The 15,914-nt window shown below is 67.4% G+C and carries 15 protein-coding genes; 9 read left to right on the forward strand and 6 right to left on the reverse strand.

Going from position 1 to position 15,914, the window contains the following annotated elements:
* Nucleotides 1–13: 13 nt before the first annotated feature.
* The 3 genes from J2S76_RS17840 to J2S76_RS17850 are packed head-to-tail and all read right to left on the reverse strand — an operon-like array spanning nucleotide 14 to nucleotide 2,737.
* The gene (locus J2S76_RS17840; RefSeq protein ID WP_307062581.1) at nucleotides 14–880 is read right to left on the reverse strand and encodes an ABC transporter permease; all 867 of its coding nucleotides are present in this window, start codon (nucleotides 878–880) and stop codon (nucleotides 14–16) included.
* Between the two features lie 10 nt (nucleotides 881–890).
* Entirely contained in the window at nucleotides 891–1,718 is an 828-nt protein-coding gene (locus J2S76_RS17845) for an ABC transporter ATP-binding protein (protein WP_370874776.1), read from the reverse strand.
* Nucleotides 1,715–2,737, reverse strand: a complete 1,023-nt coding sequence (locus J2S76_RS17850) for an ABC transporter substrate-binding protein (protein ID WP_307062585.1) — start codon at nucleotides 2,735–2,737, stop codon at nucleotides 1,715–1,717. The genes J2S76_RS17845 and J2S76_RS17850 overlap by 4 nt, the downstream gene beginning before the upstream one ends.
* Before the next feature lie 367 nt (nucleotides 2,738–3,104).
* Between J2S76_RS17850 and J2S76_RS17855 the strand changes: the two genes are divergently transcribed.
* From J2S76_RS17855 to J2S76_RS17890, 8 genes are all read left to right on the forward strand, one after another.
* Complete coding sequence (locus tag J2S76_RS17855; protein WP_307062587.1) at nucleotides 3,105–4,262, forward strand: transporter substrate-binding domain-containing protein; 1,158 nt, start codon at nucleotides 3,105–3,107, stop codon at nucleotides 4,260–4,262.
* A gap of 33 nt (nucleotides 4,263–4,295) precedes the next feature.
* A complete protein-coding gene (locus J2S76_RS17860; RefSeq protein WP_307062589.1) occupies nucleotides 4,296–4,910 on the forward strand; it encodes an ANTAR domain-containing response regulator in 615 nt (204 codons plus the stop codon).
* A 269-nt stretch (nucleotides 4,911–5,179) separates the two neighbouring features.
* Nucleotides 5,180–6,010: a nitrilase family protein gene (locus tag J2S76_RS17865; RefSeq protein WP_370874782.1), complete on the forward strand. Its 831-nt coding sequence runs from the start codon at nucleotides 5,180–5,182 to the stop codon at nucleotides 6,008–6,010.
* 57 nt (nucleotides 6,011–6,067) lie between these two features.
* Complete coding sequence (locus J2S76_RS17870; protein ID WP_370874778.1) at nucleotides 6,068–7,222, forward strand: substrate-binding protein; 1,155 nt, start codon at nucleotides 6,068–6,070, stop codon at nucleotides 7,220–7,222.
* 288 nt (nucleotides 7,223–7,510) lie between these two features.
* Nucleotides 7,511–8,347 carry a branched-chain amino acid ABC transporter permease gene (locus tag J2S76_RS17875; protein ID WP_307062592.1) on the forward strand — a complete coding sequence of 279 codons (837 nt, stop codon included), beginning with the start codon at nucleotides 7,511–7,513 and terminating at the stop codon, nucleotides 8,345–8,347.
* Nucleotides 8,340–10,169: an ABC transporter permease subunit gene (locus tag J2S76_RS17880; RefSeq protein ID WP_307062594.1), complete on the forward strand. Its 1,830-nt coding sequence runs from the start codon at nucleotides 8,340–8,342 to the stop codon at nucleotides 10,167–10,169. Before J2S76_RS17875 ends, J2S76_RS17880 begins: the two co-directional genes overlap by 8 nt.
* Nucleotides 10,166–10,864, forward strand: a complete 699-nt coding sequence (locus tag J2S76_RS17885) for an ABC transporter ATP-binding protein (protein WP_307062596.1) — start codon at nucleotides 10,166–10,168, stop codon at nucleotides 10,862–10,864. The genes J2S76_RS17880 and J2S76_RS17885 overlap by 4 nt, the downstream gene beginning before the upstream one ends.
* A 10-nt stretch (nucleotides 10,865–10,874) precedes the next feature.
* Nucleotides 10,875–11,606, forward strand: coding sequence for a DUF1028 domain-containing protein (locus J2S76_RS17890; protein WP_307062598.1), 732 nt, complete (start codon nucleotides 10,875–10,877; stop codon nucleotides 11,604–11,606).
* Between the two features lie 77 nt (nucleotides 11,607–11,683).
* On the opposite strand, the gene J2S76_RS17895 is transcribed toward J2S76_RS17890, so the two are convergent.
* The 3 genes from J2S76_RS17895 to choX all read right to left on the reverse strand — a co-directional run bounded on the left by J2S76_RS17895 (nucleotide 11,684) and on the right by choX (nucleotide 14,821).
* Complete coding sequence (locus J2S76_RS17895) at nucleotides 11,684–12,001, reverse strand: hypothetical protein (protein ID WP_307062600.1); 318 nt, start codon at nucleotides 11,999–12,001, stop codon at nucleotides 11,684–11,686.
* A 271-nt stretch (nucleotides 12,002–12,272) separates the two neighbouring features.
* Nucleotides 12,273–13,787: a choline-sulfatase gene (betC, locus tag J2S76_RS17900; protein ID WP_307062602.1), complete on the reverse strand. Its 1,515-nt coding sequence runs from the start codon at nucleotides 13,785–13,787 to the stop codon at nucleotides 12,273–12,275.
* Between the two features lie 89 nt (nucleotides 13,788–13,876).
* A complete protein-coding gene (gene choX / locus J2S76_RS17905) occupies nucleotides 13,877–14,821 on the reverse strand; it encodes a choline ABC transporter substrate-binding protein (RefSeq protein ID WP_307062604.1) in 945 nt (314 codons plus the stop codon).
* A 149-nt stretch (nucleotides 14,822–14,970) separates the two neighbouring features.
* Here choX and J2S76_RS17910 point away from each other — a divergent pair, with 149 nt between their 5' ends.
* Nucleotides 14,971–15,900, forward strand: a complete 930-nt coding sequence (locus J2S76_RS17910) for a LysR family transcriptional regulator (protein ID WP_307062606.1) — start codon at nucleotides 14,971–14,973, stop codon at nucleotides 15,898–15,900.
* Nucleotides 15,901–15,914: the final 14 nt, after the last annotated feature.

Consider the following 15,914-nt stretch of genomic DNA (forward strand, 5'->3'; position numbering starts at 1 on the left):
GGTCGAAACGCGCTCAGCCGAGGCGACGCCAGGGCATGAGCAGCTTTTCCACCTTGCCGACGATGAAGGTGAGGACGAGGGCGAGCGCGATGGTGGCGACCAGCGCGGCGAACACCTTGGGGATGATGTAGAGCGAGCCGGCCTTGAAAATGGCATGGCCGAGCCCTTCCGAGGACGACATGAACTCGCCGACGATGGCGCCGATCAGCGCGAAGCCGACGGTGAGCTTGAAGCCGGCGAAGATATCGGTCAGCGAGGCCGGCACCACCAGCTTGCGGAAGATCTGGAACTTCGAGGCGCCGAGCGTCCGCATCAAATTGATCTGGTCGGCATCGACCCCGACCGCGCCCTTATAGGACGTCACCAGCGCGACGATGACCACGGAGAGCGTCGACATGGCGATCTTCGAGGTGAGGCCGGTGCCGAACCAGATGATGATGATCGGCGCCAGCGCGATGATCGGGATCGAGCCGAGCGCGATGACGAAGGGCTCGATCACCCGCGAGACGAAGCGCGAATACCACAGCGACAGGCCGATCAGCGTGCCGATGACATTGCCGACCAGGAAGCCGAGCAGCGTCTCCACCCCGGTGACATAGGTGTCGCGCCACAGGCTGCCATCGCTCGCCATGGTGAGGAGAAAGCCGGCTATGGCCGAGGGCGAGCCGAACATGAAGGCCGCCTGCTTGTCGAAGGCGGTCATGTACTCCCAGAAGGCGATGAAGGCCGCCAGCAGCGCGATCTGGCTTGCCAGCACCAGCAGGCTCGCGCACAGGCGGGCCCGCCTGTGCGCGGCGAGGCGCCGAGCGGCGGCGTTTTCTGCGGCCGAGTCGATGCCAGCGTCGGCGACGGCGCGGGGCGGGAGGGGGGAACCGTTCATCGCGTTCCTCCTAGTTCCGCGTCACGTCGAGATCGGCCCAGATGCGCCTGACGTAATCGACGAAGCCGGCGCTCTCGCGGGCGGCGATCATGTCGGTGCGCTCGGTGCCGAGCGCGATGTCGTAGATCGCCTTCACCCGCGTCGGGCGTTTGCTCAGCACGATCACCCGGTCGGCGATGGAGACCGCCTCCTCGATGTCATGGGTGATGAGCAGCACCGAGCGCCGGCTCTCGCGCACCAGCTTGGCGGTGTCGCTCTCGATCAGCAGCTTGGTCTGGAAGTCGAGCGCGGCGAAGGGCTCGTCGAGCAGCAGCACGTCCGGCTCGTTCACCAGCGTGCGGGCCAGCGCCACGCGCTGGCGCATGCCGCCCGATAGCGTTGTGGGGTAATGGTCGGCAAAGCCGTGCAGGCCGAGCTGGTCGAGCATGACATGGGCACGCTCCTCCGCCTCGGAAAGGCTCACCCCGCGTATCTCCAGCCCCAGCATCACATTGCGCAGCGCCGTGCGCCAGGGCAGCAGCAGGTCCTTCTGCAGCATGTAGCCGACGCCGGCGGGCTGGCCGGACATTTCCCGGCCGAACCAACTCACGCGGCCGGAATCGGGGGCGATGAGGCCGCACAGCGTGTTGAGCAACGTGGTCTTGCCGCAGCCCGAGGGGCCGACAATGGCGACGATCTCGCCCTCGTTCAGGGTCAGCGACAAGTCGCCGATGACGGGCACCACCCGCCCATCGGCGTCGAAGCTCTTGGCCACATGCGCGACCACGAGGGGCGGCGCGCCGGCTTGCGCCGGGGGGCGCGCCCCTGCCGCGATGGCGGGGGAAACCACCGCGCTCACCCGAGCTGCTTGACGGCCTTGTCGGCGAAGGAGTTGTCGATGATCTGGTCGAAGCTCACCGTGCCCTTGATGTTGCCGAGGTAGAGCTGCATGTCCATCAGGTTCTTCCACTGGTCGGGCTTGGTGACGACCGACTGCGCCGGGATGAGATATTTCAGCTCGGCGTCGATCGCCTTGTCGACCACCTCGCCCGGCAGATCGGGGAATTCGAGCCGCGCCACCTTCTTGGCGAAGGCCGGGTCGGCATAGGTCTTGCGCGAGGCTTCCTCGAACGCCGTCACCAGCGCCTGCACCATTTCCGGGTCCTTGGCGATGGTGCTGGGCAGCACCATGATGCCGGTGTTGCAGAACGGGCCGATATAGTTCGAGAAGTCGAACACCACCTTGGAGCCCTGCGCCTCGGCGGCGGCGACGCTCGGCTGGTAGGCCACCGCCATGTCGGCCTGTCCCGCCAGCATGGCGCCGATCTCGGTGCCGGGGCTCACCGGAACGATGGTCACATCGGTGCCGAGCTTCAGCCCGGCCTGCTCGACCATGCGCTTGGTGACGGAATAATTGGTGTTCGGCTCCGGCGAGGTGACAACCTTCTTGCCCTTGAGGTCCTTCGGGTCGGTGAAGGGCTCCATGGTCTTCGACACGCCGAAATAATGCGCCCGCTGCACCACCGTGCCGACGACGACGCCGGGGCCGCCATTCTCGCGCGAGATCTGCGCCATGGTGGCGTCGCCAATGGCGAAATCGGCCGACCCGCCGAGCACGGCGGCGAAGGTCTGGGTGTCGCCGCCGGCGGCCGAGACCTTCATGTCGAGCCCGTGCTTGGCGAAGATGCCGTCATGCATGCCGACATAGAGGTTGATGTAACCGAGATTGTGCACCGCCTCGCTGAAATTCACCGTCTTCAGCGTCGCCCCCGTGGCGCGGGTGGCGATATAGGGCATGGCGACGAGGCCGCCGGCCGCTGCCATGGAGGTCTTGAGGAAATTGCGACGGTCGACGCCGTTGCGGAAAATGTTCGACATGTGCGCTCTCCGGTTCCCGAAATAGTCGAGAGATTGGCACCATGAGAAATCTCCCCCTGTTTTCAGACAAGGCGAAATAGAGCGCAGCTTTCGGCCGTTGCCAGACGCCGGGCGGACGACATCTGAATAATGACGCTTTTGACACCTCGCCTGACCAATCCTTGTGAGCGGCGTGCTCACCGCGCCGGCTTGGCGCCGAGTATTTTTGCGCGCCGCCCGGCGTAATGTCATTTTTGCCAGATTGGCCGCCCGATATATCAGCATCCTGCCCGGCCGCGCGCCGCGCGGACTTGACCTGCTGGCTGCGCGCGCGCCAAAACGGGCCAGCTCGGCGTCGCCGGGAAAACAGGGCACAGGGCAGGCGCCGGTGACGAGTCTCGGCAGCGTAGAGAACGGTTCCGGCACGTCGGGCACGCCCTGGCGGGTCGGCGTGCTGTTCTCCCGCAAGGGGCATATGCGCGAGCCGGAGACCGAGCATTTCCGCGGCACGGCGCTCGCCATCGAGGAGATCAACCTCGCGGGGGGCGTGCTCGGCCGGCCGATCGAGCCGGTGTGCTACGACCCGGAATCGAGCCCGGAACTCTATCGCCGCTACGCCGAGCGGCTGCTGACCGAGGACGGCATCAGCACCATTTTCGGCTGCTGCACTTCCTCCTGCCGCAAGGCGATCCTCGCCACGGTGGAACGGCGCAACGCGCTGCTCTGGTACCCCTCGCTCTATGAGGGCTTCGAATATTCGCCGAACGTCATCTATACCGGCGCGGCACCGAACCAGAACAGCCTGCAGCTCGCCCGCCATCTGCTGTCCCGCTTCGGGCCGCGCTTCTATCTAGTCGGCTCGGACTACATCTATCCCCGCGAATCCAACCGCATCATGCGCGACCTCGTCTCGCGCGAGGGCGGCGAGGTGGTGGCGGAAACCTATGTGCCGGAACAGCCGCACGAGGACCAGATTCGCCGCGTGGTGGAAGATATCCGCCGCCGCGCCCCCTCGGTGGTGTTCTCCACCGTGGTCGGCCAGGGCGCGCATCTGCTCTACCGGCTGTTCCGCGAGGCGGGGCTTGACCCGCGCACGCTGCCGATCGCCAGCCTCACCATGTCGGAGGGCGAGATCCGCGCCATCGGGCCGGAACTCTGCGTCGGCCACATCACCTCGGCGCCCTATTTCTCCACCGTCGACACCCCGGCCAATCGCCGCTTCGTCGCGGCCTACCGCGCCCGTTTCGGCCGCGACGCGGCGGTGACGATGTATGCCGAGGCCGCCTATTTCCAGATCCACCTGTTCGCCGATGCGCTCAAGCGGGCGAAGTCGCTCGACACCCAGCGCCTGGTCGACGCCGCGCTCGGCACCGAATATGACGCGCCGCAGGGCCGCATCCGCATCGACCCGGACAACAACCACACCTATCTCCTGCCGCGCATCGGCATGGTGAACGAGCATGGCGATTTCGACGTGGTGTGGGAGGCCAAGGCGCCGGTGAAGCCCGACCCCTATCTCGTCGACCACATCTATGACCATGCGTGAGCCGGCCCGCCAGACGGCGCGGAGGCGGCCGGCATGAGCGCCTCGCAGCTCATCCAGAACCTGCGCAATACCCGCGTCGCCGTGGTGCACCCGCGCGACCAGGACGGCGACGACCTCGTGCGCCAGCTCCAGCGCATCGGCTGCCAGGTGCAGGTGGTGTGGCCCCCGCCCTCGCAGCTGCCGCTTCCCCTCGACGCGGTGTTCTTCCTGCTCGACCGCGACACCCGCAGCTCCATGCCGTGGCGGATGGCGGACCTCGCCATCGCCCATATCGCCATTGTCGACTACGAGAACCCGACCGTGCTGAAGGCGCTGCTGGATTCCAGCGCCCATGGCGTGCTGGTGCGCCCGATCCGTGCCTCCGGTGTGCTCTCCAGCCTCGTCCTGGCGCTCTCGCAGCGCGGCTATGAGGGGCGGCTGCTGGCCAAGATCACCAAGCTGGAAGACACGCTGCGCACCCGCCGCGACGTCGAAAAGGCGACGCGGCTCTTGATGGGCCTGCGCAATCTTTCCGAGGACGACGCCTACCAGTTCCTGCGCAAGCAGGCGACCGCCAAGCGGGTACCGATCGGCACCATTGCCGGCTCGATCATCAATGCCCATGCGATGCTGGCCGAGCTCGACCGCGACGGCGAGCCGGACAAGTAAGCCTTCCTGCCTAACTCCTAGGCAAATGCGACTGTGCCCTTAACGCGTGCATTGGCGCTTGACAGGACCCCGGCGCTGCGCTTCCATAGGTCCAACGCTTCGTGAGCGTGGCGGCAGCGTTGCCGCTCAACATCCAGGCTATGCAGCCCTCGATGGTGCCGGAAGGCACTGCCGGGGGCTTTTTGTTTTCACGCCGCGGGCCGCCGCGGCGATCGCAGAGGTGTGCCTCCATGCCGGTCTCCAGCCTTGTCCGCGTCGCCTGCATCCAGATGGAGCCGCGCTTCGGCGACACCCGCGCCAATGTCGCCCATTCGCTTGGTCTCATCTCCCGCGCGGCGGACGACGGCGCCAAGCTGGTCGTGCTGCCGGAACTCGCCAATACCGGCTACGTGTTCGAAACCCGCGAGGAAGCCTTCGGCCTCGCCGAGACCATTCCCGACGGACCGACCTGCGCCGCGTGGATGAAGATCGCCAATGAGCGCGGCCTGCACATCGTCGCCGGCATCACCGAGCGCGAGGGCACGTCGCTCTACAACAGCGCTGTGGTGATCGGCCCCGACGGCCATATCGGCACCTATCGCAAGATGCATCTGTGGGGCAACGAGAACCTGTTCTTCGAGCCCGGCAATAACGGCTTCCCGGTGTTCCAGACCCCACTGGGGCGGATCGGCGTCGCCATCTGCTACGATGGCTGGTTCCCCGAGACCTACCGGCTGCAGGCGCTGCAGGGCGCGGACATCGTCTGCGTGCCGACCAACTGGGTGCCGATCCCCGGCCAGATGGAAGGCCGCGAGGCGATGGCCAACATCCTCGCCATGGCCGCCGCCCATTCCAATTCGCTCTACATCGCCTGCGCCGACCGCATCGGCACCGAGCGTGGCCAGCCCTTCGAGGGCCAGAGCCTCATCCTCAGCTACACCGGCTGGCCCGAAGCCGGCCCGGCCAGCCGCACCGGCGAGGAGATCGTCTCGGCCGAAATCGACCTCGGCGCCGCCCGCCGCGCCCGCAACTGGAACGACTTCAACCAGGTGCTGCGCGACCGGCGCACCGATGTCTATGCCGAGATGCTCGGCTCCGACATTTCCCGGGGCTGGTACTGACCGGCCCCCGCTCCGCCCTCCACCCCAACAAGAACCGCAACCTTCCGGAGAAAGCCTATGTCCCGTAGCTCCCTGCTGATGGCCGGCGTGTTCGCCGCCGGCCTGCTCGCCGGCCCGGCGCTCGCCGCCGACACCATCACCATCGGCATTCCCGTCGGCCTGTCCGGCGCCAATTCCGTGGTCGCGCCTTCCGTCGTCCAGTCCGCCGAACTGGCGGTGGAAGAGATCAACGCCAAGGGCGGCATCCTCGGCAAGAAGGTGGTGCTCGAAGTCGCCGACGACGCCTCCGGCGCGGCCGGCGCGCAGAAGGCCTTCGATTCGCTGATCTTCCAGAAGAAGGTCGATGCGCTGATCTCGATGGAGACCTCGGCCGCCCGCAATGCCGGCCTGCCGATCGTCAATCGCGGCAAGGTGCCCTACATCTACACCTCGTTCTATGAGGGCCGCTCCTGCAGCCCCTACATGTTCGTGAACGCCTGGGTGCCCGACCAGCAGGTCGCCCCCATCGTCGACTTCTTCAACAAGGAAGGCGCCAAGACCTATTTCCTGATCGGCTCCGACTACGCCTTCGGGCGCGGCATGCTGGCCTTCACGAAGGAGTACATCGAGAAGACCGGCGGCAAGATCGTCGGCGACGAATACGCCCCGATGGACGCCACCGACTGGACCGCCATCCTCTCCAAGGTGAAGGCGGCCAATCCCGACGCCATCATCACCTCCACCGCCGGCGGCGCGCCGAACGTGACGCTCACCAAGCAGCTGCGCGCGGCGGGCATCAAGTCGCTCTATGGCAACCTCGCCGTGGATGAAGGCACCGCCAAGTCCATGGGCCCGGATGCCGAGGGCATCTACATCGCCGGCTCCTACTTCACCAATATCGACACCCCCGCCAACAAGGCCTTCCTCGCCGCGATGGAGAAGAAGTTCGGCAAGGATCTGAAGACGCCGAACGACCTCTCCGTGCCGGAATATGAAGCCGTCTATGCCTACAAGGCCGCCGTCGAGAAGGCCGGCACGACGGAGGCCGCCAAGGTGATCCCGGCGCTGGCCGAAGTCGCGGTGGAAGGCCCGCGCGGCACCATCATCATGAACAAGCAGCGCCATGCGCCGCTCACCATGTATCTCGGCCAGGTGAAGGGCGACGGCTCGGTGAGCATCATCTCCACCTTCAAGGACGTCGATCCCGGCGAGCAGTGCCCGAAGCTGAAGTGAGCCCATCCGCGTGAACCACCCGCCTCTCGCCATCGCCACGAGGCGGGTGCGACGTGCGGGGTGAGGGACCTCGGCTTCCGTGCCTGGCCCGCCGGGGCGCCTCACCCCCTCTCTCTCCCCCCGCGGGGAGAGGGAGCCTCGCGGCGGCGCCGTGTCACACTTACCGGCGGGATGGCGCGATACTTGCGACCCGCCTTGCGACGTCATCCTGCGGCGCCCGGCAAAGCCGGGTTTTGCGGGATGACGTGGCTCTCGACCCGCCGTGCCTCAAACCCCAAAGGACTTCACATGATCGGCCAGACGCTGGACATCGTGACCACCGCCGCCATCCTCTATGCGGTGGCGACCGGGCTGCTGCTCGTGTTCGGCGTCATGAAGATCATCAATTTCGCCCATGGGGGGCTGATGACGCTGGGCGGCTATGCCGCGCTTCTCACCACCCAGGCCGGGCTGAACCCCTGGCTGGCCATTCCCGCCGCCGCGCTGTTCGGCGGCGTGGTCGGCATGGCGATCGAACGCTTCGTCGTCCGCCCGCTCTATAACCGCCCGCTCGACGCCATCCTCGCCACCTGGGGCCTGTCGATCATCATCGGCCAGCTGATCACCATCGCCTTCGGCCGCGGCGTGCAGTTCGCGGAATCGCCGCTGAACGGCACGCTCGATCTGTGGGGCGAGAGCTATTCCGCCTACCGCCTCGCTTTGGTCGGCATCGCCGCCGTGCTCGGCATCGGGCTGACCGCGCTGCTTCAGGGCACGCGGCTGGGGCTGGAGACCCGCGCCGTCATCATGAACGAGGATCTGGCGCGCGGGCTCGGCATCAATAGCGGGCTGGTGCGCTTCCTCACCTTCACTCTCGGCTCGGCGCTGGCGGGCGTGGCCGGCGCGCTGATCACGCCGCTGTCGAGCGTCGATCCTTCCATGGGCGTGCCCTGGCTGGTCAACGCCTTCATGCTGGTGCTGGTGTCAGGCGCCTCGCTGGTCAGCCTGCTGTTCGCCTGCCTGGTGCTGGGCGGGGCGCAGGTGCTGGTCGCCACCCATTTCAGCCCGGTACTCGGAGGCCTGACCATCGCCGTGCTCGCCGCCATCATTCTGCGCATCCGGCCTCAGGGGTTCGCCCGTGACTGAAGCGCGCCGCCTTTCCCTCATCCTCGCCGTTTCCTTCGCCGCGCTGGCGGCGATCTTCGCCGGCCCCTATCTGCTCGACACCTATTCGGTGAACGTGCTCACCCGCTCGCTGCTCTATGCGGCGGTGGCGCTGACGGTGGACCTGCTCTGGGGCTTCCTCGGCATCCTCACCTTCGGCCAGTCGGTGTTCTTCGCCTGCGGCGCCTATGCGGCGGGCCTCGTCTTCACCCATATGGATTTTTCCACTTCCAACGCCTTCCTGGCGCTGGGGCTGGGGGTCGGCGGCGCGCTGCTGGTCGCCGCCATCGTCGGCTGGCTCGCCTTCTGGCACGGCGCCTCGGCGCTCTATGCCTCGGTGATCACCCTGGTGCTGCCGATCGTGGCGACGCAGCTGCTCTATTCCGGCGGCACCTTCACCGGCTCGTCCAGCGGCCTGTCGGGCTTCATGAGCTTCGACCTGTCGATGGAGGCGTGGTTCTGGCTGTCGGGCAGCTTCCTCGTCGGGGTAACGACGCTCGCCTACATCTTCGTCAAGAGCGATGCCGGCCGCCTGCTGGTCGCCGTGCGCGAGAACGAGCAGCGCTGCAAATATCTCGGCCTCGACACGTCGCGGCTGAAGATCCTCGTTTATCTCGCCTGCGCCGCCATCGCCGCCATCGCCGGCTATATCTATGCCGGCTATGCCATGGTGGTGGCGCCGGAACTCGCCGGCTTCGTCTTCGGCACCGAGCTCGTCATCTGGACCGCGCTGGGCGGGCGCGGCACGCTGCTCGGCCCGGTGTTCGGCGCGCTGATCGTCGATTACGAGAGCGCCCAGCTCGCCGGCGATTATCCCTTCGTCTGGCAGCTCATCATCGGCACGCTGTTCGTGCTTGTGATCGTCGCCTTTCCGCGCGGCCTGCTGCCTGTGGTGTTCGACCTTCCCCGCAAGCTGCTCGGCCTCTTCCGCCCGCGCGTGCCGACGCCGGCCGCCAGCGTGACGCTCTCCACCCTCGACCCCGCCGACACCCAAGGGGTCGAGCCGGGCGAAGGGCCGGCGCTCACGGTTGCCGGCGTGGTCAAGCGCTTCGGCAGCCTCACCGTGCTGGAGGGCATCGATTTCGAGGCCCGCGCCGGCGAACTCGTCAGCCTGGTCGGCCCCAATGGCGCCGGCAAGACCACGCTGATGCGCTGCATCGCCGATGGCGCCGAGCGCACCGCCGGCCGCATCGCCGTCAATGGCTACGATATCGGCCGCAAGCCGCCGGAGGCCTGCGTCGCGCTCGGCGTCGGCCGCAAGTTCCAGATGGCCAATGTGTTCGAGACGCTCACCGTCGCGCAATGCCTGCAGATCGCCCGGGTGCGCCATGCCCGCCCCTCGCTCTGGCGCCGCGCGCAGGACCTGCCCCTGCCGGAAGCGGCGATGCATGTGCTGGCGACCACCGGGCTCGACAAGCAGCTTTCCACCCCCGCGCATCTGCTCTCGCACGGCATGAAGCAGGCGCTGGAACTCTCCATGGTGCTGGCGCTGGAGCCGCGCGTGCTGCTGCTGGACGAGCCCACCGCCGGCCTCACCAAGACCGAGCGGATGCAGATCGGCGCCATATTGATCGACCTCGCGAAGAAGCAGGGTCTGTGCGTGCTGCTGGTCGAGCATGATCTCGATTTCGTGCGCGAGATTTCCTCGCGCGTCATCGTGCTGCACCAGGGCCGCATCGTGCTCGACGGCTCGGTGGAAGAAGTGGTCGCCTCCGAACTCGTCAAGCAGGTCTATGCCGGTTCCGGCCATGCCGGCATCGACCACGAGACGGCCCCCTCCCCCCACACGGAGCTGCCGGCATGAGCATCCTCGCTGTCGACAACCTCTCCAGCGGCTATGCCGGCGCCGTGGTGCTGCGCGAGGTGAGCCTTGCGCTCGCGCCGGGCGAAATCCTCGCCGTGCTCGGCAAGAACGGCATGGGCAAGTCCACCTTGCTCAAAGCGGTGATGGGCTTCCTGCCGAAAATGACCGGCAGCGTGGCCATATCCGGCAACGAGGCAACGCGGCTGCCCCCGCACCGCGTCGCCCGCCTCGGTGTGGGCTATGTCGCGCAGGAAAAGGCGCTGTTCCAGGACATGAGCGTGGAGGAGAACCTGCGCCTCGCCGTGCGCCGGCCGGATTTTGAAGCCGCCCTGGCCGAGGTGGAAGCCTCCTTCCCCTTCCTGCTGCAACGCCTCAAGCAGCGCGCCGGCACGCTGTCCGGCGGCGAGCAGAAGATGCTGCTGATGGCCCGCTCGCTGGCGACGGGGGCGAAGCTGCTGCTGGTCGACGAGATCACGGAAGGGTTGCAGCCCTCGGTCATCGACCGGCTCGCCGGGGTCATCCGCAGCGCCCGCGACCGGCACGGCACCACCATGCTCTTGGTCGAGCAGCATCTGCCCTTCGCTTTGGCGGTGGCCGACCGCTGGGCGGTGCTGGATCGCGGCGAAATCGCCGAGACGGGCGCCTCCACCGAGCCGGATTCCCGTGCGAGGGTGCTGAAACACTTAAGCGTGTGAGGCCAGATTCATGACCTTCTCCATCGTCGCCCGCTGCTCAACCAGCGGCCTCTTCGGCGTCGCGGTGGCCACGGCTGTGCCCGCCGTCGGCTCCATGTGCCCGTTCACCCGGGCGAAGGTGGGCGCCGCCTCGACCCAGTCCTGGGTCAATCCCTATCTGGCGCTGGGCGTGCTGGAGGCCATTGCCGGCGGGCAAGGCGCCCGTGCGGCGGTTGATGCGGCGCTGGCGGAGGATGAGGCGCGCGCGCTGCGCCAGATCGGCGTGGTGGATCACGCGGGCGAGGCCAGCGCCTTCACCGGCGCGGACTGCACGCCCTGGTGCGGGCAGGAAGTCGGCGAGGGGTTTGCCGTGCAGGGCAACATGCTCACCGGGCCCGAGGTGATCGCCAGCATGGCGAGCGCCTTCCGCGCCAGCGACGGCCAGCCGCTCGACGAGCGGCTGATGCGGGCGATGGAAGCGGGGGACCGAGCGGGCGGCGACAAGCGCGGCCGGCAATCGGCCAGTTTGCGGGTGCAGGGCGCGGAAGAGTATTGCGCGCTCGATCTGCGCGTCGATGAACATCCCCAGCCCGTCGCCGAGCTGCGGCGGGTGCTGGAGATCGCCCGGCTGCAACTCGTGCCCTTCGTCGAAGGCATGCCCCGGCGCGGCATTGCGGCCGGCCCGGCGCCGGAGGCCGTGACGTCGATGCTGGCGCTCGCCCCGCCGCAACGGCCGGGCGGTGGTGGCAGCGGGCCGGGCTGAGCGCGCTCCCATGAAAAATGGCGGCCCCCTGCGGGACCGCCATCGTTTCATCGCACGCCCTCAGGAGAGGGCCGCACTCAGTCGGTGCTGCGCGCGTTCTGCTCGATCTGGTTGGCGATGTAGGGCTCGACGCCCTGGGTGTTCGGGCTACCCATCGGGGCCGCGTTGCGCCCCTCATACATGGTGGCGGCGTTGCGCCCCTCATACATGGTACCCTGGCCCTGCTGCGACCAGCCCTCATGGCGCGGCGCGGCATGGTTCTGGGTCTGGTTGGTCTGCGGCGACCAGCCGGAATTCTGGCCGATGATCGGACGGTTGGTGTCGGCAAGAGCGGGGCCGACAAACGCAGCCGCGAGAACAGCACCCAGCATCGGAATGGAAACAGTCTTCTTCATAATAACATCCTTTGAACAGAGCGACACTTTGGCACATTAGTCAGCGCGCAAACACGTCACGTCTATTGTTTCAACTCTCATTCACCTCACCGCATCACATCTGCGCAGCCGGTGAATCTGCCAGGACAACGTGCGCCCCGCGCCATTGTTTCCACTCGACGGGCGCTTCTCGATCGCAATAGCGTGATGCGCCGCAACTCATCTGCGCCGCGGCGCAGCATACTGGCGGTTCCTGGCGGTTCGAGCCGTGACCGGGAAGAGAGGCGGAACCTTATTCGCCGCGCGGAAAGCGCTGGCCGTCTTCCAGCACGTTCAGGTCCATATGGTTGCGCATATAGCGCTCCGAGGCCTTCTGCAGCGGCTGGAAATCCCAGGGGTAATAGGCGCCGTTGCGCAGCGCCTCATACACCACATGGCGCCGCGCCTGGCTGGCGCGCACCTCGGCGTCGAAGCGGGCGAGGTCCCAGCGGGCATTCATCGCCGCCGTCATGCGCGCCATCACCCCGGCGCAGGCCGGATCCTGCGCGCGGTTGATGCGTTCCTGCGGGTCGTCGTCGAGATGGGTGAGGATCGGCGGGTCGAGTTCGCACAGGATCAGCTTCCACGGCCCGTCGCGCAGCGCCACCAGCGGGGCATAGGAGCCTTCCGCCGCATATTCCATCGGCACTGGGCTGCGCTCGCCGCGCCCCTGCGCGGGGCCAACCAGGCTCTCGCCATCGGTCCAGGGCATCACCCCACCAAGGTCGAGCCCGACGAGTTCCGCCAAAGTCGGCAGCACGTCGAGGGTTGAGGCCGCGCGGTCGATGCGGCCGGCGGGAAGGCCGGGCGCGGCAAACATCAGCGGCACCCGCGCCGAGCCCTCCAGGAAGTTCATCTTGAACCACAGGCCGCGCTCGCCCAGCATGTCGCCATGGTCGGAAACGAAGACGACAATCGTGCCGTCGCTTAGCCGGCAACGTTCCAGCACGTCGAGCAGTTCGCCGATCTTCTCGTCGATATAGGAGATGTTGGCGAAATAGGCCCGGCGCGCGCGGCGCACATCCTCCGGCGTCACGGCACTGGCGGCATGGTCGCTCGCCAGCATCAGGCGCTGCGCGTGCGGGTCCTGCTGCGCGAACGGGATCGGCGGCACCACAGGGTCCAGCGCCGGGCAGTCCGCATAGAGGTCCCAGAAGCGCTTGCGGGCGACATAGGGGTCGTGCGGGTGGGTGAAGCTCACGGTGAGGCACCAGGGCCGGGCATCGTGCCCGCGCGCGAGATCGTAGAGCTTGCGGGTGGCGTGATAGGCCACCTCGTCGTCATATTCGAGCTGGTTGGTGATCTCGGCCACCCCCGCGCCGGTGACGGAACCCAGATTGTGGTACCACCAATCGATGCGCTCGCCCGGCTTGGTATAGTCCGGTGTCCAGCCGAAATCGGCGGGATAGATATCCGTGGTCAGCCGTTCCTCATAGCCGTGCAACTGGTCCGGCCCGACAAAGTGCATCTTGCCCGACAGCGCGGTGTGGTAGCCGGCGCGGCGCAGATGGTGGGCGAAGGTCGGGATATCAGAGGTGAACTCGGCGGCATTGTCATAGACCCGCGTGCGGCTGGGCAGCTGGCCGGACATGAAGGAGGCCCGTGCCGGCGCGCAGAGCGGGCTCGCCGTATAGGTGTTGGAAAAGCGCACCGAGCGCGCCGCCAGCGCCTTGAGATGCGGCGCGTGCAGGAAATCGGCCGGCCCGTCGGGAAACAGCGTCCCGTTCAGCTGGTCGACCATCAGGATGAGGATGTTCGGGCGCGTCATGGCACGTTCCAGGCGGCAGGCGGAGTGTCGAGGTCAGGACGAGGCGGGCGCAGGCCGGCAGCGGTCGCCGCCGGCCTCGCCGCAAGGGCTCACAGGCCGAGCGAGGCCTTCACCGCCGGCAGGCCGGGCTTGCCGTCCAAGGTGGTCACGCCGTCGAGCCAGGGGCCGAGCGCGGCCGGATTGGCCTTGATCCAGGCCTTGGCGGCGGCCTCGGGGGTCTGCCCGTCATCGAGGATCTTGCCCATCATGGCGTTCTCGGTCGCGAGGTCGAACGTCAGCTGCTTGAAGAAGGTCGCCGCGTTCGGGCACTGCGTGGCCCAGCCGGCGCGGGCGAGGGTGCGCACATCCGCGCCGCCGAAATTAGCACCGAAATAGGCGTCGCCACCGGAGAGATAGGTGAGGTCGAAGGTCTCGTTCATCGGGTGCGGCGCCCAGGCGAGGAAGACGATCCAGTTCTTGCCGTTCTGCGAGCGCTTCACCTGCGCCAGCATGGCCTGCTCGCCCGATTCCACCACCTTCCAGCCCTTCAGGCCGAAATCATTGGCCTCGATCATCTTCAGCATGTTCTGGTTGGCCGGCGCGCCGGGCTCGATGCCGTAGATCTTGCTGTCGAACTTGTCGGCGTTGGCGGCCAGGTCCTTGAAGTCCTTCACCCCCGCCTCGGCGACATAGTTCGGCACGGCGAGGGTGAACTTGGCGCCTTCGAGATTGGTGGCGAGCACGTCCACCGCCTTCGCCTCGTTCAGCGCGTCGATGAATTTCTGCTGCGCCGGCATCCAGTTGCCGAGGAAGACGTCGACATTGCCGTTCTTCATCGATTCATAGCCGATCGGCACCGAGAGCGTCTTCACGTCCTGGGTGTAGCCGAGACCACCCAGCAGCACGCCGGCAATGGCATTGGTGGACGTGATGTCGGTCCAGCCGGGGTCCGACATGCGGATGGTCTTGCAGGCGGGCGCGTCGGCCGCCGCCGCGGGGCCGGCCAGGAGAAGCAGCGAAAGGGCCGAAGCGGCCAGCACGGTACGGGTCATCATGAGACACCTCTGGAAGGGGATGAGACGCGTGAAATGTGCAAGGAGCCGCCTTGTGAGACCGGCCGCTTCCTTGCCTCCCGCACATCAGGCGGTTAAATGCTTTGGCCTGTGAAGCCGGATATTTTCGATGAAAGACATAAGCTGGCTCTATGTCTGAACGCGCTCTCGACCTTGGCTGGATCCGCGTGTTCGAGGCGGTCGGGCGGCTCGGTTCGATCACAGGCGCCGCCCGCGCGCTCGGCCTGTCGCAGCCGGCGGTGAGCTATGTGGTGCGCGAGCTGGAAACCCAGCTCGGCACGCCGCTTCTGGTGCGCGGCCATCGCGGCAGCGCGCTCACCCCGGCGGGCGAGGTGCTGCACCGCGCCGCCCGGGCGGCGGCCGGCGAGATCGACAATGCCGCCCGCGCGGTGCGGCGCCTCAGCCGGCGGCCGGTGGTGCGGCTGTTCACCGATTACGGTTTCGCCTCGTTCTGGATGATGCCGCGCGTCGCCGCCTTCCGGCAGGTACACCCGGAGACCGACGTGCACATCATCGCCTCCGCCGGCGCCGATCACGGCCTCGACGGGGCGGAGGATGTCGCCGTGCTGTTCGGCGCCCGGCGGGACTTTCCGCCCGAGAGCGTGCAACTGGTCGAGGAACGGATCTGGCCGGTGTGCAGCCCCGGCTTCGCCGCCCGTCACGGCCTCGGGCAGGACCCGGCGCGCATTGGCAACCTGCCGCTGCTGCATCTGGAAAGCACGCCGCATCCGCGCTGGTTCGGCTGGAGCGACTGGTTCGCCGCCATGGGGCTGGCGCGCGGGCCGGCGGGAAGCGATCTCAGCCTCAACACCTATGGCCTTGTGGTGCAGGCGGCGATGGCCGACCAGGGGGTGGCGCTGGGCTGGGCCGGGCTGATCGACGGGGCGCTGGCGGACGGCACGCTGGTGGCGGTCGGCCCGTCGCTGGCACGCCGCGAGACCGGCTATTGGCTGGCGCCGGGCGCCACCCTGTCCGAGCCGGCGCGCGATCTTATCGCCTGGATTCTCGGCGAGGCGCGCGCAGGCTCCACAGGCGGGCCCGCGCGTGAAAAAGGTTCTTGACAAGAAGGTGACTT

The organism is Ancylobacter vacuolatus, from assembly GCF_030813595.1.
Classification (GTDB): Bacteria; Pseudomonadota; Alphaproteobacteria; order Rhizobiales; family Xanthobacteraceae; genus Ancylobacter; species Ancylobacter vacuolatus.